Annotated in this window: 27 protein-coding genes; 9 read left to right on the forward strand and 18 right to left on the reverse strand. The window is 62.6% G+C overall.

Annotation, left to right across the window (positions count from 1 at the left end; translation table 11 throughout):
• Window positions 1–36: 36 nt before the first annotated feature.
• From yjjX to AArcS_RS12365, 5 genes are all read right to left on the reverse strand, one after another.
• Entirely contained in the window at window positions 37–558 is a 522-nt protein-coding gene (yjjX, locus tag AArcS_RS12345; RefSeq protein WP_238477721.1) for an inosine/xanthosine triphosphatase, read from the reverse strand.
• Window positions 558–1,709 (reverse strand): chorismate synthase, encoded by a 1,152-nt coding sequence (gene aroC, locus AArcS_RS12350; RefSeq protein WP_238477722.1) that lies wholly within the window; start codon window positions 1,707–1,709, stop codon window positions 558–560. Before aroC ends, yjjX begins: the two co-directional genes overlap by 1 nt.
• Before the next feature lie 148 nt (window positions 1,710–1,857).
• Complete coding sequence (locus tag AArcS_RS12355; protein ID WP_238477723.1) at window positions 1,858–2,451, reverse strand: uracil-DNA glycosylase; 594 nt, start codon at window positions 2,449–2,451, stop codon at window positions 1,858–1,860.
• A 97-nt stretch (window positions 2,452–2,548) separates the two neighbouring features.
• The gene (locus AArcS_RS12360; protein ID WP_238477724.1) at window positions 2,549–2,713 is read right to left on the reverse strand and encodes a DUF6757 family protein; all 165 of its coding nucleotides are present in this window, start codon (window positions 2,711–2,713) and stop codon (window positions 2,549–2,551) included.
• A 54-nt stretch (window positions 2,714–2,767) separates the two neighbouring features.
• Complete coding sequence (locus AArcS_RS12365) at window positions 2,768–3,562, reverse strand: PHP domain-containing protein (RefSeq protein WP_238477725.1); 795 nt, start codon at window positions 3,560–3,562, stop codon at window positions 2,768–2,770.
• Between the two features lie 76 nt (window positions 3,563–3,638).
• Here AArcS_RS12365 and AArcS_RS12370 point away from each other — a divergent pair, with 76 nt between their 5' ends.
• The gene (locus AArcS_RS12370; RefSeq protein ID WP_238477726.1) at window positions 3,639–3,992 is read left to right on the forward strand and encodes a nuclear transport factor 2 family protein; all 354 of its coding nucleotides are present in this window, start codon (window positions 3,639–3,641) and stop codon (window positions 3,990–3,992) included.
• A 43-nt stretch (window positions 3,993–4,035) separates the two neighbouring features.
• Here AArcS_RS12370 and serS read toward each other — a convergent pair whose 3' ends face one another.
• Window positions 4,036–5,418, reverse strand: a complete 1,383-nt coding sequence (serS, locus tag AArcS_RS12375; RefSeq protein WP_238477727.1) for a serine--tRNA ligase — start codon at window positions 5,416–5,418, stop codon at window positions 4,036–4,038.
• A 70-nt stretch (window positions 5,419–5,488) separates the two neighbouring features.
• Window positions 5,489–5,779: a hypothetical protein gene (locus AArcS_RS12380; protein ID WP_238477728.1), complete on the reverse strand. Its 291-nt coding sequence runs from the start codon at window positions 5,777–5,779 to the stop codon at window positions 5,489–5,491.
• 98 nt (window positions 5,780–5,877) lie between these two features.
• On the opposite strand from AArcS_RS12380, the gene AArcS_RS12385 reads away from it, so the two are divergent.
• From AArcS_RS12385 to AArcS_RS12400, 4 genes are all read left to right on the forward strand, one after another.
• On the forward strand, window positions 5,878–6,789 hold the full coding sequence (locus AArcS_RS12385) for an MBL fold metallo-hydrolase (RefSeq protein WP_238477729.1): 912 nt from the start codon (window positions 5,878–5,880) through the stop codon (window positions 6,787–6,789).
• A 63-nt stretch (window positions 6,790–6,852) separates the two neighbouring features.
• Window positions 6,853–8,844 carry an AMP-dependent synthetase/ligase gene (locus AArcS_RS12390; protein ID WP_238477730.1) on the forward strand — a complete coding sequence of 664 codons (1,992 nt, stop codon included), beginning with the start codon at window positions 6,853–6,855 and terminating at the stop codon, window positions 8,842–8,844.
• A 108-nt stretch (window positions 8,845–8,952) separates the two neighbouring features.
• On the forward strand, window positions 8,953–10,962 hold the full coding sequence (locus AArcS_RS12395; protein WP_238477731.1) for an AMP-dependent synthetase/ligase: 2,010 nt from the start codon (window positions 8,953–8,955) through the stop codon (window positions 10,960–10,962).
• 38 nt (window positions 10,963–11,000) lie between these two features.
• On the forward strand, window positions 11,001–11,645 hold the full coding sequence (locus tag AArcS_RS12400) for a cyclase family protein (RefSeq protein ID WP_238477732.1): 645 nt from the start codon (window positions 11,001–11,003) through the stop codon (window positions 11,643–11,645).
• A gap of 16 nt (window positions 11,646–11,661) precedes the next feature.
• Here AArcS_RS12400 and AArcS_RS12405 read toward each other — a convergent pair whose 3' ends face one another.
• Genes AArcS_RS12405 through AArcS_RS12415 form a run of 3 tightly spaced genes read right to left on the reverse strand, consistent with a single transcriptional unit; the run spans window position 11,662 to window position 13,730 of the window.
• Entirely contained in the window at window positions 11,662–13,260 is a 1,599-nt protein-coding gene (locus AArcS_RS12405; RefSeq protein WP_238477733.1) for a bifunctional N(6)-L-threonylcarbamoyladenine synthase/serine/threonine protein kinase, read from the reverse strand.
• 20 nt (window positions 13,261–13,280) lie between these two features.
• On the reverse strand, window positions 13,281–13,415 hold the full coding sequence (locus AArcS_RS12410; RefSeq protein ID WP_238477734.1) for a 30S ribosomal protein S27ae: 135 nt from the start codon (window positions 13,413–13,415) through the stop codon (window positions 13,281–13,283).
• A complete protein-coding gene (locus AArcS_RS12415) occupies window positions 13,416–13,730 on the reverse strand; it encodes a 30S ribosomal protein S24e (RefSeq protein WP_238477735.1) in 315 nt (104 codons plus the stop codon). It abuts the gene before it with no gap.
• Window positions 13,731–13,935: 205 nt separating this feature from the next.
• On the opposite strand from AArcS_RS12415, the gene AArcS_RS16015 reads away from it, so the two are divergent.
• A complete protein-coding gene (locus AArcS_RS16015; RefSeq protein ID WP_445668769.1) occupies window positions 13,936–14,298 on the forward strand; it encodes a DUF7344 domain-containing protein in 363 nt (120 codons plus the stop codon).
• Window positions 14,299–14,392: 94 nt separating this feature from the next.
• Window positions 14,393–15,040: a helix-turn-helix domain-containing protein gene (locus tag AArcS_RS12425; protein WP_238477737.1), complete on the forward strand. Its 648-nt coding sequence runs from the start codon at window positions 14,393–14,395 to the stop codon at window positions 15,038–15,040.
• Window positions 15,041–15,045: 5 nt separating this feature from the next.
• On the opposite strand, the gene AArcS_RS12430 is transcribed toward AArcS_RS12425, so the two are convergent.
• From AArcS_RS12430 to AArcS_RS12450, 5 genes are read right to left on the reverse strand one after another with little or no spacing between them, the layout of a single operon-like run.
• Window positions 15,046–15,606, reverse strand: coding sequence for a GTP-dependent dephospho-CoA kinase family protein (locus AArcS_RS12430; protein ID WP_238477738.1), 561 nt, complete (start codon window positions 15,604–15,606; stop codon window positions 15,046–15,048).
• A gap of 1 nt (window position 15,607) precedes the next feature.
• A complete protein-coding gene (gene spt4, locus AArcS_RS12435; protein ID WP_238477739.1) occupies window positions 15,608–15,805 on the reverse strand; it encodes a transcription elongation factor subunit Spt4 in 198 nt (65 codons plus the stop codon).
• On the reverse strand, window positions 15,805–16,377 hold the full coding sequence (locus AArcS_RS12440) for a DNA-directed RNA polymerase (protein WP_238477740.1): 573 nt from the start codon (window positions 16,375–16,377) through the stop codon (window positions 15,805–15,807). Before AArcS_RS12440 ends, spt4 begins: the two co-directional genes overlap by 1 nt.
• A 2-nt stretch (window positions 16,378–16,379) precedes the next feature.
• Window positions 16,380–16,766, reverse strand: a complete 387-nt coding sequence (locus AArcS_RS12445) for a type II toxin-antitoxin system VapC family toxin (protein WP_238477741.1) — start codon at window positions 16,764–16,766, stop codon at window positions 16,380–16,382.
• A gap of 6 nt (window positions 16,767–16,772) precedes the next feature.
• Window positions 16,773–18,005, reverse strand: coding sequence for a translation initiation factor IF-2 subunit gamma (locus AArcS_RS12450; protein ID WP_238477742.1), 1,233 nt, complete (start codon window positions 18,003–18,005; stop codon window positions 16,773–16,775).
• Between the two features lie 226 nt (window positions 18,006–18,231).
• Here AArcS_RS12450 and AArcS_RS12455 point away from each other — a divergent pair, with 226 nt between their 5' ends.
• Both AArcS_RS12455 and AArcS_RS12460 read left to right on the forward strand, forming a co-directional pair.
• Window positions 18,232–19,923 (forward strand): L-lactate permease, encoded by a 1,692-nt coding sequence (locus AArcS_RS12455; RefSeq protein ID WP_238477743.1) that lies wholly within the window; start codon window positions 18,232–18,234, stop codon window positions 19,921–19,923.
• Between the two features lie 61 nt (window positions 19,924–19,984).
• A complete protein-coding gene (locus AArcS_RS12460) occupies window positions 19,985–20,968 on the forward strand; it encodes a DUF5787 family protein (RefSeq protein WP_238477744.1) in 984 nt (327 codons plus the stop codon).
• 4 nt (window positions 20,969–20,972) lie between these two features.
• Here the strand turns inward: AArcS_RS12460 and AArcS_RS12465 are convergent, their stop codons facing one another.
• From AArcS_RS12465 to AArcS_RS12475, 3 genes are read right to left on the reverse strand one after another with little or no spacing between them, the layout of a single operon-like run.
• Window positions 20,973–21,155 (reverse strand): hypothetical protein, encoded by a 183-nt coding sequence (locus AArcS_RS12465; RefSeq protein ID WP_238477745.1) that lies wholly within the window; start codon window positions 21,153–21,155, stop codon window positions 20,973–20,975.
• A 38-nt stretch (window positions 21,156–21,193) separates the two neighbouring features.
• Window positions 21,194–22,018, reverse strand: coding sequence for an MBL fold metallo-hydrolase (locus AArcS_RS12470; RefSeq protein WP_238477746.1), 825 nt, complete (start codon window positions 22,016–22,018; stop codon window positions 21,194–21,196).
• A gap of 4 nt (window positions 22,019–22,022) precedes the next feature.
• Window positions 22,023–23,378 carry an ATP-binding protein gene (locus tag AArcS_RS12475; RefSeq protein ID WP_238477747.1) on the reverse strand — a complete coding sequence of 452 codons (1,356 nt, stop codon included), beginning with the start codon at window positions 23,376–23,378 and terminating at the stop codon, window positions 22,023–22,025.
• Window positions 23,379–23,391: the final 13 nt, after the last annotated feature.

Here is a 23,391-nt window from a genome sequence, read left to right on the forward strand (position 1 = left end):
AACTGACGCTTCGGAACATCCCGTTGGTACGTCTGGCTAACGCACGTACTCGTCGGTGACGAACGGACCGATCGCGCCCGCGACTGCGTGGACCAGTGCCGACTGGCGCGAAATAGTGTCGCCAGTCAGGACGCCCGCCGCACCTTCCTGTCTGGCGACGTTCTCTCGATCGAGTTCGTCGTCCAGAATCGGACCCAGTTCCTCGCCCGTTTGGAGTCGCTCACCGACACGTCCCGGGAGCGGGAGCGTCGGCCCGCCGCCACGAACCAGCCGATCGCCGTCGGTCACGGCAGCCCACATGATCAACGAAACTCCGGGTATCTCGTCGATCTCCTCGACGCCTCCCTCGATGCCGACCCCGAGATCGTAGTGTCCGGCATCGAGCGCACGTCGGGCACGGTTCTCCGCTCCCTCGATCGTCTCCGCACGACCCCAGGGCTGTTCGGGGACGCCCGAGTCGACAGCAATCCCCTCGACCTGGACACCCGGAAGATCCGAGAACGCGTCCTCGACCGCGCTGATCTTGACCGGATTCGTACTGCCGACGCCGACGTTCATCACTCGTTGCGCGGGTTGCTCGGGTGGTAGTCGGTATCGTACTCGCCCGGCTGGTCGTCGACACGGTCAGGGTTGATCCGACCGGAGAGCAACATGAAGTCCACGAGCGTCAGCGCCAGCATCGCCTCGACGACCGGGACGCCCCGTGGCGGCAGGACGGGATCGTGTCGCCCGATCACTTTCTCGTCTTTGAGTTCACCCGTTTCCCAGTCGGCGGTCTGCTGGGTCTTCGGAATCGAGGTTGGAGCGTGAAGCGTCACCTCACCGTAGATCGGCTCGCCGCTGGAGATACCACCCTGAATCCCGCCGTGGTCATTTTCGACCGGAACGGGGGTGCCCTCGTCGTCGAACGTCCAGTCGTCGTTTCGCTCCTTGCCGGTCCACTCGGCGGCCTCGGTACCGAGGCCGAACTCGAAAGCAGTCGTTGCGGGGACCGACATCATGGCCTGTCCAAGCCGTGCGGACAGCGAGTCAAAGCGTGGCGCCCCGAGACCGACCGGAACGCCGCGGGCCTCGAAGTAGATCGAGCCCCCGATCGAGTCGCCCTCCTCCTGGTAGCTCTCGATTAACTCCTGCATCTCCGCTGCGGCGTCGGGATCAGCACAGCGGACGTCGTTGTCCTCGCTGTGTTCGAGCATCTGCTCGAAGGAGACTTCGGGTGCTTCGATGTCACCGATCTGGTTGACGTGAGCTTTGAGCTCGATTCCCTCGTTCGCGAGCAGTTTCTTTGCCACCGCACCGGCGGCGACCCAGTTCACGGTCTCTCGCGCCGAGGAACGCCCGCCCCCGCCCCAGTTTCGCGTACCGAACTTCGCCGAGTAGGTAAAGTCGCCGTGAGACGGACGGGGCGCGGTGATGAAGGGTTCGTACTTGCCCGACCGGGCGTCCTTGTTCTGGATGACCATGCCGATGGGCGTGCCGGTGGTATAGCCGTCCTGAATCCCGCTTTTGATCGAGACGGCGTCGGGTTCGCCCCTGGACGTCGAGATCATCGACTGACCGGGTTTGCGCCGGTCGAGATCGCCCTGAATGTCGTCCTCGGAGAGTTCCAGCCCCGCGGGACAGCCCGAGATAGTGACGCCCATCGCCTCGCCGTGACTTTCGCCGAACGTGGTCACCTGGAAGAGGCGACCGAACCGATTCCCGTTCATTACCTCTCTCTGGGGGGGCCGGGCATTTAGGTTTTGCAATCCCCGCAAAGGGAACTGTGGTGCGTTCGGGAGTACTCGATCAGTTTCCCGTCGGTGTTCTCTGAGACCAGTACGTACCGGTAACCGGTACGTTCTACGAGAGACCCGGTCAGTAATCGCCGAGTCGCGCCTGCCCACCCGATCCACCACTACCACCGAGATCCGCCGCGGTAGCGATGGTCTCCTCGAAGGTGTCGCGCTGGCTCCGGTCGTACAGCGTGGCTGCGGGATGCACCGACAGCAGGACGCGGTGTGACCTCCCGCCGATCCGAACGTCCTCGATGCGTCCGGCTTCCGACGTGATTCCCACGGATCGCCCCAGAACGTGCTCGCTGGGGACTTTCCCGAGCGTGACGACGATCTGTGGATCGATACGTTCGAGTTCCCGGTCCAGATACGGCCTGCAGTTGTTCAGTTCCTCGTCGGTCGGATCGCGGTTCTCTGGCGGGCGACAGCGCACGCAGTTCGTGATCCTGACGTCCGCGCGTGCAAGTCCGACGTCTCGCAGCGCCTCGTCGAGTACGTCGCCGCTCCGGCCGACGAACGGTTCGCCGCGTTCGTCCTCGGTTGCACCGGGTGCTTCCCCGACGAAGACGATGTCAGCATCTTCGGGGCCGACGCCGTTGACTATCCGGCTACGGGAGTCACACAGTTCGGGACAGCGTTCGCAGGCAGTCACCGTGGTGCCGTCCATCTGTTCCATACTCCCAGACAGGGCCGCGTTCACTAAGGGGTACGGATCGCCATCGAAACACAGCAGTCGCTACGTCGGATTGCGGTCGCACTATGGGTCGAGAGAACTACTCCTGATGATCCACGTCGACGCTTTCCCGTAGCTCGTCAAGCGCGTCGGATTCGGCCAGCTCTTCGAGCCGCTCCTGGAAGTGATCCTCGCAGAGTCCGACCTTGATACCGTCGGACTCGGCGGCGACGGAAGCGGTCTCGTCACAGTAGTGGCACTGCATACCTGCCGATAGGGGCCGACACCGTTTGAAGCCTGCGTTATCGGAGCCGACGAATCAACCCTCAGTACGTCCGAGCGCTGTGGCAATCGGTCGGTACCCGTCCTCGTCGAGTCCTGCTCGCCCGAGTTCCATTTCGTGCGCGTCGGTACCCCCAGTTGCGATCAGATCGTGGTCGCGGATCACCCGGTCGACAGGTGCAGTATCAACCGGGCGACCGTACGGATAGAACCGCTCCACTGCGTCGAGATCGGCTGTCAACGCCAGCGCCGCCTCGGGCTCGGCATAGCGCAGCGGATGTGCCAGCCCAACCAGCCCACACGCGTCGTCCAGAAGCTGCCGTCCCTCTTCGAACGGCGTCACGTCCCGGGCGACGAAACACGGCCCATCGTTGCCGATCAACTCGTCGAACGCATCCTCGTAGGATAGCCCCGTTTCCGGGTGTGCCTCGATCGCCCGCGCGAGGTGTGGCCGACCAAAGCCTTCCTCGACGGTGAGACCGAGATCCACACCGAGTCGGTCTTCACACCGCTCGACCATCGCCCGCCCGCGCCCGATCCGGTCGCGCTGGATCCGATCGAGTTCCGTAGTTAGCTCGGTGGTCCCCCGTGCACCGTAGCCCAGCAGGTCGACGCGCTGGCCGCGCGGCGTCTCGACGCGAAGCTCGATCCCCCTCACGACGGTGAGATTGTCGATGACGTCGACCGGCGGCTCGATGTCGGGGTGGAGCCGGTCGTGATCGGTGACCGCGACGACGGAGACGCCTGCTTCGCGTGCGGCGGCAGAGAGCGTGTCAAGCGTTAGCGAGCCGTCCGAGCGCGTCGTGTGGGCGTGGAGATCCGCATAGATCATATATCCGCTTTCGCCCCCGGGCCGATGACCGTTCCGGTCCACAGCGCTTGTTACCCCTCGGCACGCACTCGCCTGTATGGCCGACGCCGACGCGACCATCCGCGCGTTCTACGCCGCCCTCGATGAGCACCGCTACGACGATCTCACCGACCTGCTCGTCCCCGGATTCACGCACTATCGACCCGATCGGACTTTCGAGGGTCGGGACGCGTTCGTCTCGTTCATGCGCGAGGACCGACCGATGACCGACACGACCCACGAGATAGAAAGGGTGTTTACGAACGGGAACGGAGCCGCCGTGCAGGGGCAACTGCTCGACTCGCACGGAGAGTCGCTCTTTCGGTTCGCGGATATCCACACCGTCACAGACGGGCGGATCGAGAGCGTCCGGACGTACACGCAGGGGCATCCGGAACGGGTCGAATCCTGAAACTGGTAGCGGCTCGTATCTCTGAGAAGGGGTCGAAGAGGGACTACTCGCGCTCGCCCGCACCGAGTGCCGACTCGCCGACAGGGTCGTGTCCTTCGATACGCTCTGTGCCGCCCATGTAGGGGCGCAACGCTTCGGGAACCGTGACGGTACCGTCCTCGTTCTGGTAGTACTCCATGATCGCAACCATAACCCGTGGGACGGCGAGCCCGGAGGCGTTGAGCGTGTGGAGATACTCCGCCGACTCGTGGCGTTCTGGCCGGTAGCGCAGGCCAGCCCGTCTTGCCTGGAAGTCCTCGAAGTTCGACGCCGAGGAGACTTCGAGCCAGCGCCCTCCCTCCGCGGGGCCGTCTTCCATGTCGTCCGCCGGAGCCCACACCTCGATGTCGTACTTTCTGGCCTGCGTGAAGCCCATATCTCCCGTACACATCTCCAGCACTCGATACGGGAGGCCGAGCCGTTCGAGTACCGCCGTAGCCTCCTCGACGATCGAGTCGAGACGATCGTAACTCGACTCCGGGCGAACGAAATTGACGAGTTCGACCTTGTGGAACTGGTGGACACGGACGTATCCCCGCGTCTCCGTTCCGTGTTCGCCAGCCTCGCGGCGGAAGTTCGGCGAGAACGCCTGATGTTTGACCGGAAGGTCGTCGTCCAGCAGAATTTCGTCGCGGTACATGTTGGTGACTGGCACCTCGGCGGTCGGTAGTAGCCAGAGGTCGTCCTCGTCGTACTCGTCGTCCTGTCGCGCGCCGACGCGGTAGGCGTCCTCCGCGAACTTCGGCAACTGCCCGGTGCCCTCCATCGACGCGGAGTTGACAGGGATGGGTGGAAGCACATCGAGATACCCCTGCTCGCGGTGGACGTCCAGCATGAACTGGATGAGGGCATGCTCCAGCATGGCTCCCTCTCCTTTGATGAACTGGAAGCCGCCACCAGTGACCTTTGCACCGCGCTCGAAATCGAGTACGTCGAGTTCCTCTCCCAGATCGTAGTGGGGAACGAGGTCGTCGGGAAGTTCGCGGCGGTCCTCGAAGCCCCATCGGTCGACCTCGACGTTGTCGCTCTCGTCGTCGCCGACCGGCGCGTCCTCGTGGGGGATGTTGGGGAGTTCGAGCATCCGTTCGTCGATCTCGGATTTGAGCTCGTCGGCGCGAGCTTCGACGCTCTCCAGTTCGTCTTTGAGTTCCTGGGAGCGCTCGATCGCTGCTTGCGCTTTCTCCTCTTCACCGGCCTGTTTGTACTCACCGATCTGGCGACTGACCTCGTTCCGGTCGTGACGAAGGTCGTCGCCGCGTGCTTTCAGCTCGCGCCACTCTTCGTCGAGCGCGATAATCTCGTCGACGTCGACGTCGTCGACGCCTTTTACGTCGACTGCCCGGCGGACCTGTTCGGGGTCCTCCCGGAGCATGGTTCTATCGAGCATTCTTGCGAGTTGCTTCAGGTGCGCGCGGCAAAACCGTGTCGATGCACCGACTCCGAGATCGGCGAGTGAATCAGAACCGATTCCTGATCGATGCGAGAAGGCCGCCGTCATCGGAGTCATTATCCGAGTCGTCCGACCCACCATCCGAATCGTTCGAGCCGCCATCCGTCTTCGCCTCTGCGGATGATCCGGCGTCGCCACCGCGGTCGAACAGCCCACGGAGACTGGCCAGCGGGCCACTGTTGCTCCCAGCCACGGAGCCCTGCGAGTTCGCCGTCGACCCCATTAGATCCGCGCCACAGTCCCCACACTCGGTCGCCTTCGGCCCGACTTCCGCCTCGCACTCGTGACAATAACGCATTGGGTCGAGTATGTTCTCCCAATTCCCATAAGCGTTTCTCACGCAAGAAACTCGGTGAGTCGAGTAACCTCTTTTACCCTGCCACACGGTCTTCCGATATGGCCGCAGGCGACGTCACCGAAGTGACGATGGGTTCGTGTACCGACCTCTATTACGTCGACACCGGGATGTACGACTCGCCGAGCTACGGCGCGGTGTACGTTCTCGACGCCGAACGTCCCGCAGTCGTCGATACCGGGATCGGGACGAACTACGAGTACGTGAAGGATGCCATCGGCACGGTCGGGATTACCACCGAGGAGATTAAGGTGATCGCGCCCACGCACGTTCATCTCGACCACGCCGGAGGGGCGGGCTTTCTTGCCGCGGACTGTCCGAACGCGGACGTCTACACTCACGAGATCGGGGTGCCGCATCTCGCCGACCCAGCACGGCTGGTAGAGGGAACTAAAGCTGCTGTCGGCGATCAGTGGCAGTACTACACCGATCCGAAACCGGTTCCCGAGGACCGTCTCCGGGCGCTCACCGATGGCGACGTGATCGATCTGGGCGATCACGAACTTCGAGTCCACCACGCGCCGGGTCATGCGCCCCATCAGATCATCTTCGAGGATCCGGCGAACGACGCGGTCTTTACCGCCGACGCTGCCGGGATTTATGTACCTGAACTGGAACGGATCGAACCGACCTCGCCGCCGTCGAACTTCGACCTCGAAACCGCGCTGGACGACATCGAGACGCTCCGGGAGATCGATCCGGAGACGCTGCTGTTTGCCCACTTCGGACCAGCGCCGACCGCCGACCTGCTCGATGAGTACGAGACTGTCCTCACCGAGTGGGTCGAAGAAGTCGAGGAGAAGCGCAAAGTCCTCGGCAACGACGACGCCGTCGTGGACCACTTCGTCGACGGCGTCGACGAGGATCTGATCCAGGTCTGGGGCGAGCACAAGACCCGCGCGGAGACCGCAATGAACGTCCGGGGCGTACTCGGCTATCTTGATCGGCTGTAAAACAACTCCAAACTGCGACTACGTTCATGCTGTTTTATTATGATGGTCAACAGTCACACAGATATGAACTGGAGGGACGCCGAAGCGGAGTTCGACGATCACGTGACCGAGCTGACCACGTTGCCGCGGCTGTTCGAGGCGGCAGCCGAGCGCCACACCGATCGACCCGCCCAGCAGTACAAGGGTGGCGTCTACGATCGCTCGCTGACCGAGACCGTGCTCCCCGAAGCGCCCGACGACGAGTTCCGGGCCATCCCATACGCCGAGCTGCGCGATATCGTGCACCATCTCGCAGCAGGGTTCCGTGATCTCGGTGTCGTGGACGGCACTCGTGTTGGTCTCTTTGCCGACACCCGCATGGAGTGGGCACAGACCGACTTCGCCGTGCTCGCGGCGGGCGGCGTCGTCACAACAGTCTACACAGGCTCCTCACCACATCAGGCCCAGTACTTGCTCGACGACCCGGGGGCAGCGGGTGTCGTCGTCGAGAACGAGGAACTGCTCGATCGGGTTCTCTCCGTCGAGGACGAGTTGGATCTGGAGTTCATCGTCGTGATTGACGAATTCAACCAGCGCGACGACGCGTACGACCGTGAAGACATCTACACGCTCGCGGAGGTCCACGACCGCGGCGCGGATCTCTACGATCCCGAGGAGTACGAGGGGTGGCTCGACGAGCGTGACGTGGAGGATCTCGCCAGTCTGATATACACGTCGGGTACCACGGGCAAGCCCAAGGGCGTCCAGTTGACCCACGCCAACTTCCGGTCGAACGTCAATCAGGTGTACAGGCGGTACGGCCCCCGCCCGGACAAGGGCGATACGCCGGTCATCGACGAACACACCAGAACCGTTTCCTTCCTGCCGCTCGCACACGTTTTCGAGCGGATGGCCGGGCACTTCCTCATGTTCGGCGTCGGGGCCTGCGTCGCCTACGCCGAGAGCTCCGACACCATTCAGGCGGACTTCGAACAGGTCGGGCCGACGACCGCGACGAGTGTACCCCGCGTCTACGAGAAAATGTACGATGCGATCCGCGAGCAGGCCCAGGAATCCGACATCAAAGCCCGAATCTTCGCGTGGGCGACCGACGTAGGACAGACGTATCACGAGACCGACGACCCCGGTTTCGTCCTCGAGACGAAGCGGACCGTGGCGGACAGACTCGTTTTCAGCACGGTCAAGGAGGCGCTTGGTGGAAATATCGAATTCTTCATCAGCGGCGGCGGCAGCCTCTCGGCCGAACTCTGTGCACTGTATCACGGGATGGGCCTGCCGATCATGGAGGGGTACGGCCTGACCGAGACCTCGCCCGTCGTCGCCGTCAACCCGCCCGAGGAGCCGAAGGTCGGGACGATCGGTCCTCCGGTCGTCGACGTCGACGTCCGGATCGACGAGAGTCTCGCAGGCGACGAGTTCGCGGATCTACCCGGCGAGGTCGGTGAGTTGCTCGTTCGGGGGCCCAACGTCACCGAGGGGTACTGGGAGAAGCCCGACGCCACCGCGGGTGCGTTCACCGAGCTAGAGAGTGAGGCGGCCTCTGCTGATGGCGGGGACACCGAGACCGACCGCTGGTTCCGGACAGGTGACATCGTCCATCTACGTCCGGACGACTACATCGAGTTCAAAGAGCGAGCAAAACAGATCATGGTGCTCTCGACCGGCAAAAACGTCGCGCCAGCCCCGATCGAGGACGCTTTCGCCTCTAGCGAGGTCGTCGAGCAGTGCATGGTCGTCGGCGACAGCCGGAAGTTCGTTGGCGCGCTGATCGCGCCGAACGTAGATGGGATCCGCTCGTGGGCTGAGGAGGAAGGAATTGACCTACCCGCCAGTCACAGTGCGCTTATCGAGGACGACCGCGTCCGCGAGCGGATTCAGGAGGAAGTAGACACGGTCAACGAAAACTTCGAGTCCTACGAGACGATCAAGAAGTTCCGCCTCGTCTCCGAGGAGTTCACCGAGGATAACGACCTGATGACGCCGACGATGAAGAAGAAGCGACGGAACATCATCGACCGCTTCGAGGCACAGATCGAGGATATGTACGAGGACTGACTCGGTTTTGTAACCCCGTATTCGACATGTGTCGTGTTCTCTGGGGGTGAGGCGCGGTGAAATAACCCACCCGATTTATTATTATCGAATGGGATTGTCAGATAGATCATGAGCTGGCGACAGGCCGAACGGGAGTACACTGACGATGTAACGGGCATGACCACTATCCCTCGGCTGTTCGCCGAGACGGTCGAGCGGAACGCTGACCGGCCAGCACAGCGCTACAAGGGCGGTATCTACGATCGATCGCTGGCTGGGCCGGTAGTCGAGGCGGCACCGGACGGTGAGTTCACAGAAATTACGTACGACGAGATGGCGAAGGTCGTTCGACGACTCGCCGCGGGGTTCCACGAACTAGGGGTCGAGGCCGGTGATCGTGTCGCCATCTTCGGTGACACTCGCATGGAGTGGGCACAGAGCGACTTTGCGCTCCTCTCGGCGGGTGCGGTCGTGACGACTATCTATGAAAGCTCCTCGGAGGCACAGGTCGAGTACCTGCTCGACGATCCCGACGCGACGGGTGTGGTCGTCGAGAATCAGGATCACCTCGAACGCGTACTCTCGGTTGCCGACGGGCTCGATCTGGAGTTCATCGTGTCGATGGACGAACTGGATCAGGAGTATCAGGACCGAACGGACGAGGGGATATACACGCTCGCGGAGGTCCACACGCTCGGCGAGAGGGCGTTCGATCCAGACGTCTTCGAGGGGTGGATCGACGAGCAGGAGGTCGATGATCTCGCAACCCTGATCTACACCTCCGGAACCACGGGCCAGCCCAAAGGCGTCAAGCTCACCCACCGGAACCTCCGGGCGAACGTCAACCAGACGTACAGACGATACGCTCCCCGGCCAGACAAGACCGCGGACCTGCCGACGCTCGATACAGATACTGACACCGTCTCCTTCCTCCCACTTGCACACGTCTACGAACGCACTGTCGGCCACTTCCTGATGTTCGCGGTCGGCGCGACCGTCGCCTACGCGGAAAGCACCGACACGCTCAAAGACGACTTTCAGGCGGTCCGCCCGACAGCCTCGACGAGCGTGCCACGGGTCTACGAAAAGATGTACGACGCGATCCGCGAGCAGGCCCAGGAGTCCGATATCAAAGCGCGGATCTTCGAGTGGGCAACAGAGGTAAGCAAATCCTACCAGCAGGCCCAGTCACCGGGGATCGGCCTCAGGACGAAGATGAAGATCGCCGACACGCTCGTGTTCTCGGACGTCCGTGACGCCCTCGGTGGCAATATCGAGATCATGAACTCCGGCGGCGGGACGCTCTCGCCCGATCTCTGTCGACTCTATCACGGGATGGGTTTGCCGATCTACGAGGGCTATGGGCTGACCGAGACCTCCCCGGTCGTCTCGACGAACCCGGCGGAGGACACCAAGATCGGCACGATCGGCCTCCCGCTGCCCGACGTCGAGGTCAAGATCGACACCTCCGTGGTCCCCCGCCAGCAGTTCGACGACGCGATGGGTAAGATCGGCGAGTTGCTCGTGCAGGGACCGAACGTCGCCGAGGGATACTGGGAGAAACCCGAGGCCACCGAGGAGGCGTTCGTCGAGGACGAGGACGGGCGCTGGTTCCGAACCGGCGACATCGTCCAGCAACGCCCCGATGACTACCTGGTCTTCCGCGAGCGCGCGAAACAGCTACTCGTGCTCTCGACGGGGAAAAACGTCGCTCCTGCCCCCATCGAGGACGCCTTCGCCTCGAACCAGCTGGTCGAGCAGTGTTTCGTCGTCGGCGACGGCCGAAAGTTCGTCGGCGCGTTGCTGGTGCCGAACGTGGAGCGGGTCCGCGAGTGGGCGGACGGCGAGGGGATCGACCTTCCCGACGATACGGGAGAACTCTGTCGTGACGAGCGCGTCGTCGAGCGAATCCAGCGAGAAGTCGACGCGGTCAACGAGGACTTCGAGCACCACGAGCAGATCAAACAGTTCCGACTCGTGCCGATCGAGTTCACCGAGGATAACGACCTGCTGACGCCGACGATGAAGAAGAAACGCCGGAACATCTTCGACATGTACGCCGACGAGATCGAATCGATCTACGCGGATCCCGATCCGGACGCCAGCGGCGGCGCGGCGACCCCCGCCGAATCGGAGTAGTGGGGAACCGTTAGGCTGCTCGGGCCCAATGAGCGGCTATGACCATTTTCGATCTCTCCCAGCCCCTCGACGAGGACGTTCCCGTGTACCCTGGCGATCCAACTGTCTCACTCAACCCGCACGCAAGCCACGATGCCGACGGCTACCGTGTCACCGCACTCTCCCTCGGAAGCCACAGCGGCACACACATCGACGCGCCCGCCCACACCGAACCGAACGGGGTGACGCTGGATTCGTTCCCCGTCGAGACGTTCTCGATGGACGCAGTGAAACTGGACTGCACCGGGTATAGAGCCGGTGAGCCGATCCCACCCACCGTCCTGCCGACCGATCCGGACGCCGACGCGCTCGTCTTTCATACCGGCTGGGACGCCCACTGGCCCGACGAGCGGTATCTCGACCATCCCTATCTCGCGCCCGAGACGGCCCGACGTGTCGCCGACATGGACTGTCACGCCGGCATCGACGCACTAAACGTCGATCCAACAGGCAGCGAATCGCAAGCGCCGGGGGATTCGGCAGGCGTCCCGGCCCACCATGCGATACTCGGGACTGGAAAGCTGATCGTCGAGAACCTCACCAATCTCGAAGTGGTACCCTCGGAGTTTCGCCTTGACGTGTCGCCGCTTCCACTGACCGAGGCGGATGCCGCCCCGGCGCGCGCGATCGGTCGAAGCGAGTAACGACGGTCAACCTGCGCTACTGGTATCGACCACGCCCTTCGATCTCGCGTAACTGGTCGAGAACTCGCTGCTCGCCTGCCGCCGCGTAGCCGTCCTCGAACGCAGCGCGCATCGCGGAGGGGTCCGCTGCGGTGCCATCCAGACTCTGCTCGAAGACGTGCAGATCCATCGCGTAGTCTTCGACGTGATCGGAGTAATAACCCAGCCCGAAGTCGATCATGTAGACGCGCCTGTCGTCGATGCGAATGTTCCGGGTCGTCGGGTCACCGTGGACGATCCCGGCGGCGTGCAGGGCCGCGAGGTGTTTGCCCACCGTCCTGACGCGCTCTTCGGTCAGGTCGGCCTGCAGGTCCGATCGCCCCACGCGCTCGAAGGTGATCGTCGCCTCCCGCCGGTCGACGTCCAGCACGAGCGGCGTCGGCACGCCATTTCGCCGCGCCTCGCTGGTGAGGCGGGCCTCGAGCGTCGTCCGCTCCCGCCGGAGGCGGGCGTCGAGGTCCGGGTGGCGGTACGTCTTGGGAGCTCGTTCTTTGTAGACGCGGTCGCCCTCGATCCGGACCGTCGCTTCCGCGCCCTGCTGGCGATCCGATTCGACCGCTCCGCGCGCGACGCTTTCCTCATCGCGCCACGTTACCGGCACCTGGTCGGGACGGAAATCCGAGTCGATCCCAGACTCGTCGATCCCGATTGTATCACCCGCTTCGTACATCGTCGCGCCGAGGACAGCGATCATCCCGGCGTTGTCCCGCAGGAAGCGCGGTTCCGGGGCGTAAAACTGTGCACCGCGTTGCTCGCACATCAGCGCAAGCATCTCCCGCAGTCGCTCGTTCTGTCCGACGCCGCCGCCGAGAACGAGTTCGTCGCTACCGGTCAGCGAGAGCGCCCGCTCGGCGACCTCGGTCAGCATGGCGAATATCGTCTCCTGCAGGCCGACACAGACGTCCTCGACCGGGGTCCCCCCGTCGTACTCCTGTTTTGCGGCGCTCATGATCCCCGAAAACGAGAAGTCCATCCCCTTCACAACGTAGGGAAGTTCGGTGTACTCACCGTCCCGAGCCGCCTCCTCGACTTTCGGCCCGCCAGGATGGGACCAGCCGACGTGGCGGGTGAACTTGTCGATGGCGTTGCCAGCACCGGTATCCATCGTCTCGCCGAGGACCTGATACCGGCCATTATGAAAACCCAGTACGTGGGCGTTCGCGCCGCTGGCGTTCAGACAGACCGGGGAATCAAAGCCCGATCGATGACGACCGATCTCAAGGTGTGCAACCATGTGGTTGACACCGATCAGGGGAACGTCGAGCGACTGGGCAAGCGCACGTGCGGCGGTTCCGACGATCCGGAGACACGGTCCGAGACCGGGACCTCGTGAAAAGGCGACCGCGTCGATGGGCGGATCGTCGTCGCTCAGGCCCGCGGCATGATCGAGCGCCGTCCCGACGACCTTCGGGATCGCGTTGTGCATGTGCTCGGCGGCCTCGCTCGGATCGATGCCGCCGCTCTCGGGCTGGTAGGCGTCCGTCTCGATAGAAACACCCTCCCCGGGATCATAGACGGCTGCGCTGGCTGCCCAGGCTGTGCCTTCGATTCCGAGAACGCGCGGTCGGTCACTCACAACAGGCGTCGGTCACCGAGTCAGTCCCACTCGGTGTAGCCGCAAGCACCGCAGTGCTGGCGGTCGCCGTGGTCGGCCAGAAACGCGTCGCCACACCGCGGACACTGCTCGTTGTCGGTCGTTCCGTCGTCGTTGTAGAGTTCGTGTCGGGGCATTCAGGCTTCCTCCGCTTCTTCGGCTTCGGCCTCGCCGAGTTCGATCTTGTTGCGTTCGAGCATGTGGTCCTGCTCGACGTCCTGTGCGTGGTCGGCGCTCTCGTAAACTTTCGCCTTGCCGATCGTCTTTCGCATCCCGAACTTGGTGTCGAGCTTGCGGACAACGACCTCACTGGCGTCCTTGTTGAGCTTCGCCGCGAGGCTGTCGCGGACGGAGAGGCGCTCGGGGGTGGCTTCTTCGTGAACGATCTGGAAAGTCACGTCGGTACGGTGCAACATCGGATTCTCGTCTTCGTCTAGGATTTCGACGTCCATGTGTACTCAGTTGCATATTACTCCCGCTGAAACGGGTAAAAGGATTTCGAACGCGTCGCCGTAGCAGTCGATCCGTTCCTGAGATCTGTCTTTCAGGAGGCGACAGTATCGGTCGGCAGGTATCCAGCGTATCTCCCGTCACTTAAAATACTGTTGTCTAATCAACCCTGTAGCATAATATGGCCGTCGGAGATATGTGATACAGATGTCTGGTGACGATCTTTCCGGTCGACGCTGCGAAAGCGACCGTATCGCAGAGCAGCCTGTTTCGATCGACGAAGTATTACAACGCCATGGTATAACACCTTTTCTCGACGCGCCAGCCGAGTTACACACTATTCTGAGCTCACCGTTTCGGAAGTGTGTCCTCATCGAACTCGCCCAAGCAGATGGCCCACTCACACCGGAAGAGCTTGCTCGGCGCGTCGTCGAATACGAGGAAGTCGAAGTGACGACTCGGTCGAAAGCCCTCGTTCGTCTGCATCACATTCATCTCCCGAAGTTACGATCGTGTGGGGCCGTCAAAAAGAATAACTATTCTAATGACTATGTCATTGAAGTCGTGTGATGATGTGGTTAATTTCATGTAATTGTGTTTAAAACAATGAGCTAATATATATATATATATATATATATATATATATATAGTGACTACTTCCAGTATGTCTGTTCTCGCAGATGTCTCAGTAGCTCCAACAGCGCTCCCTCTTGGAGACTTGTTGACGTCGGAGCCCGTATCACGGATCGAGTTCGAGCGGGCAGTACACTTCAGCACACAGCCGGTACAGTTCCTCTGGATAACCAGTACCTCCCCTGACGAGACGATCTCACGGATTCGTTCGCTGGACTCGGTGGTCGGTGCACTGCCGTATGGTTCAGTTGAGAACTCGTCGCTCGTTCGCGTAGAGTGGTCGCCCGACTTTCACACTGACTTCGTTCGGCTGCTTTCCGAGCGAGGTATTGTCGTGGTTGAAGCTGTCGGCGAGCATAGGTCGTGGTCGCTGCGGCTTCGGGGCCCGGACGATGGGTCGCTGCGACGTCTCTACGACGACTGTACATCGTCTCACATCCAGTTTGAAATCGAACAGCTCCACACGGTTCCCGGCCCGATGCGTGGCTGTGCAATGACTGACAAACAGCTCGAAGCGGTCACCGCCGCGTTCGAGGAGGGGTTTTTCGATGTTCCTCGTCGGACGACGCTCGGCGAACTATCCGATCGATTCGACATTTCCGAACAGGCCCTCTCGAAGTTGATTCGACGCGGCGTCCGGTCCGTCCTCTCGGAGCATCTATCCGCCGGGGCGGAGTGAGTCGATTACTCCAGTAGCGCCCACAGCCGCTCGTGGTCGCCGTCCATGCGAGATAGTAGGTCACGGAACTCCATTTTCCGTTCCTCGGTGACCCGTACATTGACCATTCCTTCGTCCGGTTGGCCGTAGACAACCGATGCCCCAACCGGGGCGGCGAGCACCGCCGGTACCGCCGCGAGGTCCTCTTCGCCATCGACGACGATCGTCGTCGCCTCCGCACGGTCGAGGGCGTTCACGAGGGCATAGAGCAGCTCCGCGCTGAGCGTTCCGGCCGGGTTCACCGCCTCGATCTGATTCGGCAAGGCATCGACCGTCTCCCTAACCTCGTCGTCGACCTCGCGGCGCTTCGTTCGCCCGTCGACGAGCACGACATCGGGCTGGACGCCGACACGCTCGAAATGATAGGTGACGATATCCCCGACGGCGATCAGCGGCGAGCCAGCGTCTTCGAGAAGGAGTTGCGGATCAGTGTACACTGGGCCCAGTGGCTCTTTGAACGCCGACCGAAGCTCCTCGGGCAGTGTGACGACGACATCTGTATCGTCGCGATCGTCGTCCGGAGACACGTTACCGGACTTTCAGCGCGTACGCGCCCGGCTCGGTCACTTCCATCTCCGTTGCGATCTGGCTTTCCTCGGGATGGGCGATAAACACGTAGCCCGCCCAGTCCTCGGTGAGGCTGCTGGAGCCACAGGCAACGCAGTTCTGCTCGTCCGGATCGTTAACGCGGTGACACTCCCGACAGACGAGACGATCCTCGGCCATTAGCTCTCACCGGCTTGCGCCTGTCGCTTGCTCCGCTCGTCTTCGAGCCAGCCGTGCTTGCCCAGTCCCGGCTGTTTGGCGGTGAGTCCGATCTTCGAGTCCCGGGGGTTGCGCTCGTCGATACTCTTGGTGACGATCCGTGCCCGGACGGCGTCGTCGACGGCGAGTGCCTGGTCCGACTCGTTCGAGGCGAGGCGCTGGTTCTCGGCGTCGTAGGCGAGATACTCGTCGGAGATCTGCGAGACGTGGAGCAGCCCGTCGACCGGCCCGATGCCGACGAACGCGCCGAACTCGACGACCTCGACGACGGTTCCGTCGACGACCTCCTGCATCTGCGGATCGAACGTGACGGCGTCGAACTCGGCCTCGTAGTAGACGCCCGGACGGTTCGGAAGTACCGCGCCGTCGCCGATATCGTGGACATCGACGACGCTGACGACGGAGCCGACCTCCTCGTCCATCCGGCCTTCGAGTTTGTCCTGCAGCAGTTTCTTCACGAGATCCGGCGTAACGTTTGCCAGCTCCCGCGGCGGTACTTCGACTGTATCCTTTAGTCTGACCCGTTTGTACATGGCTATGGTTGAGTGATTGCGAGTTTGTTCTTGCCCCTTAAACCAATTACTGCAACGGACGCGTCGAGCGCCCGTTGTTGAAGAGGCTGGTCGTTCGTGACGACGTACTCGGCCGTGCCCTCACGGGCGAGTTCGACGACCGCATCGTCGGCGTACGTCGCGTCCGTGTCGAGGATGAGACACCGTTCTGTCGCCAGGTCGTGTCCGACGCTCGCCGCGATACCTTCGTTGCCGCCCTTCTCGGAGAGCTTTCGAAGCTCCTCGACGACTGCCTGTGGGGTTACCGGCTCGTACCCATCGAGTAACCGATTGAGCTCGTCGAACAGCCGAACATCGAGTTCAACTGGCATCATGAATGCGTTCGTGTCGACAGCGACTGTCGGTGCCATCGCCGATTATCCTTTGAGCGTTCCAACGCCGATCAGCCGCCAGCGCGCACCGACGCGACGGTTGATCGCGATCTTGTCCCCTTCGGCCGCGCAGACCGGGCGTTTGAGTTTGAGTTCGCACTCGTCGCCGCGTGCGCTGGTGACGGCTCCGACTGTGGTCGCCGTGCCGACTGTCAGCATCAGTGGTTCACCGGTGCTGATCTCGTCGACACTGCCGCTTTCCTGCCCGACGATCCGGTCGAGCAGGTCGACTTCCATCTCGAAGCTCTCCCACGTGGGCGGGAGCGTTCCGGAGGGACCGGCGACCTGTCCGGCGAGCGCGTCGCCTTTCGTGAGACTGGGGTCGAGGCCGGTTCCGACGCCGAGCAGTCCACCCGGCGAGACACGATCTACCGTTTCGCCGCCCGCCTGTAGCGATCGGATCTCCGTTTCGATGGGCTGGTACTCCGATTGACCTCCCTCTTCGACCTCACGGCCGGGACGGATCTCTATCGTTTCGCCGTTTTCGAGTTCGCCTTTCGAGAGGCTGCCACCGATGACGCCGCCGGTCAGGTCCTCCCAGGTGGTGCCCGGACGGTTGATATCGAAACTTCGGGCGACGTGCATCGTTGCATCGGCATCGGGATCGCGCTCGGGCGTCGGGATCTCCTCCTCGATCGCTCCGATCAGCACATCCATATTGACGTCCTGACCGGCGCTGATCGGGACGACGGGGGCGTCTTCGGCGACTGTCCCCTCAACGAACTCCTGAATCTCATCGTAGTTCTCGCGGGCGCGGTCGGCGTCGACCAGATCGATTTTGTTCTGGGCAATAACGATGTTATCGATACCGATGATATCGAGCGCCATCAGGTGCTCTTCGGTCTGTGGCTGTGGGACTGGTTCGCTTGCACTCACGACCAGCACCGCACCGTCCATGATCGACGCACCGGAAAGCATCGTCGCCATCAGCGTTTCGTGGCCCGGGGCATCGACAAAGGAGACCGTGCGCATGATCTCGCTTTCCTCACCGTCCGGTCCTGTTTCCTCGACGGTATAACACTCGGGCTCGTCACGGTCCGGGAACCGCCGGAAGGTCGCATCGGCGTAACCGAGACGGATCGAGATACCCCGCTTCATCTCCTCGGAGTGCTGGTCCGTCCACTCGCCGGACAGTGCCTGTACGAGCGTCGTTTTGCCGTGGTCGACGTGGCCGACGAGTCCGATGTTCACCTCCGGTTGTCGTTTGTTATCTGACATATGAGACAGTAATCTTGGTAGTGATTCGCCCCGAACGCCTGATAAACCTACTGTTCTCGACCCGACTGACGGACGCCTGCGCCGATTTCCCGTGAAGCGGGAACACCTACAACCTTTTATTTAATCTCGTGGCAAAGGGGACGATTATGTCGTCTCAACGTGGCAATCTGGTCAGGTATGACGCGAGGAGTTTTGACGGTAAGAGAGCGGTCAAACGGGTGATCCGATGACCGACGTGACGCTCGTGCTAGCGGCGCTTGCACCGCTGCTCGTCGTCGCAGTCTTGCTCGTTGGGTTGCTCTGGCCAGCGGTCAGATCGATGCCCGTGGCGTGGGCAACGGCGGCCGTCGTCGCAGGGGTCTTCTGGGGAATGCCGCTGGACTGGATCGCAGCGACGACGCTCTGGGGAGTCATGCTCGCCATCGAGATCCTCTGGATCGTCTTCGGCGCGCTCGTGCTGTTGTACACGCTAATGCGCGCCGGTGCGATCGATCGGATCAACGAGGGGTTCGCCGCAATCAGCGAGGACCGACGAGTTCAGATCGTGCTGCTCGGCTTCTTCATGGCCACGTTCCTCGAAGGCGTTGCTGGCTTCGGGACCCCCGCAGCGGTCGTCGCACCGCTCTTGCTCGCACTGGGCTTCCCGGCGATGGCCGCGGTGATCGCAGCGCTGATCGGCCACGCCATCGCGACGACGTTCGGTGCCGTCGGGGTTCCTGTCCGACCCGGGACACTCGATCCGATTTCGGCGCTCAGCGGAGTTTCCCCCGCGGAAGCCGCCGACATCGTCGCGCAGGCGGCCGGCTCCGCTGCGGTCTATCAGTCCCTTATTGGTGTGTTTATGCCGCTTATGGCCGTCGGTATGGTCGTGTACTTCTTCGGCGACCCGGAGGAGCGATCGCTCGCGCCGGTCAAACCCGTCGTCCCGCTCTGTCTGTTCGCTGGGGTCGCCTTTGTCGTCCCCTTCGCGTTAACGGCGCTCTTTATCGGTCCCGAGCTCCCCTCGATCATCGGTTCGATGGTGGGGATCACGGTTACCATTGCGGTGCTTCGTGCTGGCTACTTTGTCCCAGAGGAAGAGTGGACGTTCCCGGAGCGTGACGAGTGGCCCGACCACTGGGTCGGCTCCGTCGAACCCGGAGGAGGCAACGGCACGGGTTCCGAAGCGACTGGTGGCGATAGCCCGTCGATGTCGCTTGCCCGAGCGTGGGCCCCGTACCTGATCCTGGTCGTCCTGTTGATCATCACCCGTGATTTCACGCCGATCGGCGAGGTCCTCTCACAGGCCGCCGTCTTCACCCCAGAATGGGACGGTATCCTCGGTACTGAGGTCACGAACAGCATTGACTGGGCCTACGTTCCGGGCACTTGGCTGGTGCTGAGTGCGCTTATCGCCATCCCTCTGTTCGATCTCGACGGGTCGGAAGTCGCCGGTGCGTGGCGCGAGGCCGGACAGAAGATCGTTTCGCCCGCTATCGCGCTGGTGTTTGTCATCGGGATGGTCGGCATCATGCTCGAATCCGGACAGTATCCAGATGCACCTGGCGGCGATAGCATGATGGTCGTGTTGGCCGACGGGACCGCCACGGTGTTCGGCGACATATACACAGTCGTCGCCGTCCCGATCGGCGTCCTTGGCACGTTCATCACGGGATCGATCACGGTTTCGAACATCACCTTCAGCGGCCTCCAGTACGAGGTCGCGACCCAGGCAGGCCTCCCACAGCACCTGATCGTCGGTGGACAGATGATCGGTGCTGCGATCGGGAACGTGATCGCGATCCACAACGTCATCGCCGCGCTAGCGACGGTCGGGCTCGTCGGACAGGAAGGTCGGGTGATACGACTGAACCTCATCCCGGTACTGTTCTATATCATTATGGGGGCGATCGTCATCTCGATCGCCGTCATGATATAGACGCGCGACCGTCCTGATTTTGGCACGCGACCTTTTTGTTTGACCGCGCCAACCCACGATCGTGAGCGAGTTTGCGTTCGAGCTATCGCTGTGTGCCCACCTCGAAACGACGACGGACTCGATCGTCGCTCGACAGCTCGGCGGCGGCGTCGCCGCACCCGGCAAACGCGTGCTCGATACCGTGCTCGTCGAGCAGGGTCCGGCCTTCGACGCTCGCGCGGCGATCACGCCCAATACCATTCCCGATGCCGCCATCGAGAGCGACGCCGGGCTGGGTCGTTTCCGCGACCGTGGGCGCGTGCTCGCCGGGCCGCCACGCCGTGTGAAATCGGTCGTCGAGCGCGCCGTCGAGGCGGGCTTTTTCGAGCGAGAGCGCCGGGATGGACGCGAGTACGTCAGACAGGTCGCCCGGTATCCCGACGACTGGTTCGGCCGAATCATCGCGGTGGAGAACAAACCGGACCTCGGACGTCCGGGCGCACTGGAGACACAGTTACGGAAGGATGTCAGCCTCGGGCTGGTCGACGAGGTCGTGCTGGCCACGGAAAGCTACGTCACCGGCGCACACCTGAATCGGCTGCCGGAGCCGGTCGGTGTCTGGCGATTCGACCCCGACTCAGTCGGCGACGACCCGATCGAGGTGGTCCGCGAACCGACGCCGCTTCCGACCGACACTGGGGGAATCGAACTGCTGGAGCGTCACGCCGGACGCGCAGACATCACGACCGTCTCGCCCGAGGAGAAAGCCCGTGCTCGACGCCGCATCGCCGAGCGCGCGTACGGCAAGGGCTGGCGAACCTACGAGTTCCCGGAGTGTGCTAACGCGAGTACAGCAGCCCGTGGGGACTGCCACTGCCTCCCCCACTGCTCGTGGTACGACCGACTGGTCGACCCTGCAAGCGACTGCGGGCTGGACTGTCCGGGCTACGAGGCAGCCGACCCACCCGAAGTCGATCTCCACGCCGAGCGCGCCGAGACATCACCGTGGATCGCTGAGCCCGACGGAAGACAGCGACGACAGGCAGGACTGGACCGGTTCGGCTGATCACTCACTCGCGCAGTTCGTCCGCGTAGTACCAGAACAGCCCGAGTACTGCGGCCAGTCCGAGCGCAAAGATCGCCAGTTCGATCGGGTGGATAAACTCATCAAAAGCGATTGCGGCCACCGCGTAACAGACGGCCCCCACGGCGAGCAAAACGAGAAAGCGCGTCGAATCCGAGGCCCACGTCATCGACTGACCGTTGCCACCGAGCGCATATCGGCGTTTCCCTACAGCGAGAAGCGCTCGCCGTCGACCGCCAGCGGTTCCTCGAAGGCTTCGTCGACGGGGTAGTAGTGGGCGACGTGTACCAGCCGGGTGTGCTCGGCATCGAGGTCGTCGGCCAGCGCGATCGCCCCCTCTCGGGTCATGTGTTTGCTCCCAAACGTCCGGGGGGTCCCCTCGTCGTCGTGATGGTCGCCGCCCGCAGGATGCCCCTCGCAGAGATGTGCGGGGACGATCCCGTCTGCAAGCAACAGGTCGGGATCGGCCATCGCCGCCCGCGAGTCGTCGGGGATCGCATAGTTCGTATCGCCCGAAAGCGTTAGCTTCGCGCCCGTTTCGGGATCCTCGACCACGACGCCGTAACAGAGCAATGGCGGGTGATCGACCGGAACGAGCGTCACGTCGAATCCGCAGGTCCGGACGGGCTCGAACGGCGCCGTTGGCTGGACCTCGATCGCGTCGAGATAGCTGTACTTCCGGTCGACGGTTTCGGCGACGCTCTCGCCGGTGACCGGGTCTGTCTCGTTGGCGGCGTAGACCGGTGCGTCCCGGAGGAGTCGGTAGACGTTTCCGAGGCCATCGAGGTGATCAAAGTGGACGTGCGTGATGACGATGGCGTCGGGCAGGTCGACACCCTCGCGCTCGAACTGGCGGCGAAAGTCGGGGCTGGCGTCGATCAGCAGGGACTCGTCGGTCCGCTCGTTCTGGATGTAGACGGAAAAACGGGTACGCTCGATGCCGTGCTTGCGGGCGTACTCGCAGGTATCACATCGACAGTCGAGCGTCGGCGTCCCCGTCGTATCGCCCGTTCCGAGGAGGGTCACCTGCATCCTGTCAGTGATCGTGGCTGTGGTCGTGATCGTGCGAATGTCCGTCCGTGCTCCCGCCGTCGCCGCTGATGTCGCCGCCCGCGACCAGCGCCTCGTGATCGCCGTCCATCATATCCATGTTTTTCAGGTTGTCCCGTTCCTCGAAGTCCTCGACGGCGTCGATCAGATCCTGCTGGGTCAGATTGGTCCGGTTCTCGGTCAGCGCATCGAGGACAGCCTCGCGCAGCACCATCCGGAGATCGCTCCCGGTTAGCCCCTCGGTGATCTCGGCGACGGCGTCCGGATCGAACTCGTTGATCTCCATCGCGTGGGTGATCACGCGGAGGATGTCCGAGCGCATCCCACGATCGGGCTTCGGGAAGTTGACGATTTCGTCGAAGCGGCGCCATGCAGCGGCGTCGAGCTGGTCCGGGTGGTTCGTCGCGCCGATCAGCAGAACCTCGTCCTCGATGAGGCTCACCTCGTCGATCGACTTGAGCAGGGTGTTGACCGCGCGCTTGATTGCAGCGTGCTCGTCCGACGAGCGCGTCTTGGCGACGAAGTCGAACTCGTCCATAAAGAGGATACACGGCGAGAGCCGCTTTGCCACCTCGAAGACCTTCTCGACGTTTTTCGCCGTCTCGCCGAGATACTGGCTCGTAATCATCGATAGCTTCACCTCGACGAAGGGCAGGTCGAGTTCGTGGGACAACCCGCGTGCCGCGGTCGTCTTCCCGGTTCCCGGCGGGCCGACAAAGAGGAGTTTTCCGATCTCGCGTAATCCGATCTCCGCGAGGTACTCACGGTGCTCGATCGCCTTGACGACCTTGTGAATCTCGTTTTCCTGATCGGGCGTCAACACGAGATCGTCGAGTGTCATCTCGATCTCCTCGGGAGCCCGGACATCGACGAGATCGAGCAGCTCCTCTTCGTCCTCGTCGAAGAACTCCTCTAGCAGGCTGTCGATCCAGACCCGATCGGCCTGGATGGGTCGGTTGGCCTTCCGCGCCCGATCGTAATCAACATCCTCGAAGTCGCCCTCGAACGCGTACGCGAGGGTTGGGTTCGACTGAATCCGTCCGGCATCGACGCGGTCACGGAACCAGTTCTCCGCCATCTGGCGGTCGGTCAGCGAGATCGAGCCCGAGAACTCGTCGCGCTCGGTGAACATCAGCTCCGAGACGGCGTCCCAGGGCTGGTCAATGCCCGTTGCCGTTCGTGCGGTGCTATTCGTCGCCGACAGCGGTCGCTCTATCTCGCCATCGCTCCAGAACACCTGTCGATACCGGGGTGGCAGGTCGTTCTCGTCAAGGGATCGGTTGTCGGTGTACAGCCGCGTCGTCAGCAGGAACTCGACGACGTCTATCGACGCATCGCTCATTCTAGGAGAGGTT

The sequence above is a fragment of the Natranaeroarchaeum sulfidigenes genome, from assembly GCF_017094485.1.
In the GTDB taxonomy this organism is placed as follows: Archaea; Halobacteriota; Halobacteria; order Halobacteriales; family Natronoarchaeaceae; genus Natranaeroarchaeum; species Natranaeroarchaeum sulfidigenes.

Bases quoted from the DNA above. Each gene is read 5' to 3' on its own strand.
- yjjX (WP_238477721.1), bottom strand. From the start codon at position 558: ATGAACGTCGGCGTCGGCAGTACGAATCCGGTCAAGATCAGCGCGGTC.
- aroC (WP_238477722.1), bottom strand. From the start codon at position 1,709: ATGAACGGGAATCGGTTCGGTCGCCTCTTCCAGGTGACCACGTTCGGC.
- AArcS_RS12355 (WP_238477723.1), bottom strand. From the start codon at position 2,451: ATGGAACAGATGGACGGCACCACGGTGACTGCCTGCGAACGCTGTCCC.
- AArcS_RS12360 (WP_238477724.1), bottom strand. From the start codon at position 2,713: ATGCAGTGCCACTACTGTGACGAGACCGCTTCCGTCGCCGCCGAGTCC.
- AArcS_RS12365 (WP_238477725.1), bottom strand. From the start codon at position 3,562: ATGATCTATGCGGATCTCCACGCCCACACGACGCGCTCGGACGGCTCG.
- AArcS_RS12370 (WP_238477726.1), top strand. From the start codon at position 3,639: ATGGCCGACGCCGACGCGACCATCCGCGCGTTCTACGCCGCCCTCGAT.
- serS (WP_238477727.1), bottom strand. From the start codon at position 5,418: ATGCTCGATAGAACCATGCTCCGGGAGGACCCCGAACAGGTCCGCCGG.
- AArcS_RS12380 (WP_238477728.1), bottom strand. From the start codon at position 5,779: ATGCGTTATTGTCACGAGTGCGAGGCGGAAGTCGGGCCGAAGGCGACC.
- AArcS_RS12385 (WP_238477729.1), top strand. From the start codon at position 5,878: ATGGCCGCAGGCGACGTCACCGAAGTGACGATGGGTTCGTGTACCGAC.
- AArcS_RS12390 (WP_238477730.1), top strand. From the start codon at position 6,853: ATGAACTGGAGGGACGCCGAAGCGGAGTTCGACGATCACGTGACCGAG.
- AArcS_RS12395 (WP_238477731.1), top strand. From the start codon at position 8,953: ATGAGCTGGCGACAGGCCGAACGGGAGTACACTGACGATGTAACGGGC.
- AArcS_RS12400 (WP_238477732.1), top strand. From the start codon at position 11,001: ATGACCATTTTCGATCTCTCCCAGCCCCTCGACGAGGACGTTCCCGTG.
- AArcS_RS12410 (WP_238477734.1), bottom strand. From the start codon at position 13,415: ATGCCCCGACACGAACTCTACAACGACGACGGAACGACCGACAACGAG.
- AArcS_RS12415 (WP_238477735.1), bottom strand. From the start codon at position 13,730: ATGGACGTCGAAATCCTAGACGAAGACGAGAATCCGATGTTGCACCGT.
- AArcS_RS16015 (WP_445668769.1), top strand. From the start codon at position 13,936: ATGTCTGGTGACGATCTTTCCGGTCGACGCTGCGAAAGCGACCGTATC.
- AArcS_RS12425 (WP_238477737.1), top strand. From the start codon at position 14,393: ATGTCTGTTCTCGCAGATGTCTCAGTAGCTCCAACAGCGCTCCCTCTT.
- spt4 (WP_238477739.1), bottom strand. From the start codon at position 15,805: ATGGCCGAGGATCGTCTCGTCTGTCGGGAGTGTCACCGCGTTAACGAT.
- AArcS_RS12440 (WP_238477740.1), bottom strand. From the start codon at position 16,377: ATGTACAAACGGGTCAGACTAAAGGATACAGTCGAAGTACCGCCGCGG.
- AArcS_RS12445 (WP_238477741.1), bottom strand. From the start codon at position 16,766: ATGGCACCGACAGTCGCTGTCGACACGAACGCATTCATGATGCCAGTT.
- AArcS_RS12450 (WP_238477742.1), bottom strand. From the start codon at position 18,005: ATGTCAGATAACAAACGACAACCGGAGGTGAACATCGGACTCGTCGGC.
- AArcS_RS12455 (WP_238477743.1), top strand. From the start codon at position 18,232: ATGACCGACGTGACGCTCGTGCTAGCGGCGCTTGCACCGCTGCTCGTC.
- AArcS_RS12465 (WP_238477745.1), bottom strand. From the start codon at position 21,155: ATGACGTGGGCCTCGGATTCGACGCGCTTTCTCGTTTTGCTCGCCGTG.
- AArcS_RS12470 (WP_238477746.1), bottom strand. From the start codon at position 22,018: ATGCAGGTGACCCTCCTCGGAACGGGCGATACGACGGGGACGCCGACG.
- AArcS_RS12475 (WP_238477747.1), bottom strand. From the start codon at position 23,378: ATGAGCGATGCGTCGATAGACGTCGTCGAGTTCCTGCTGACGACGCGG.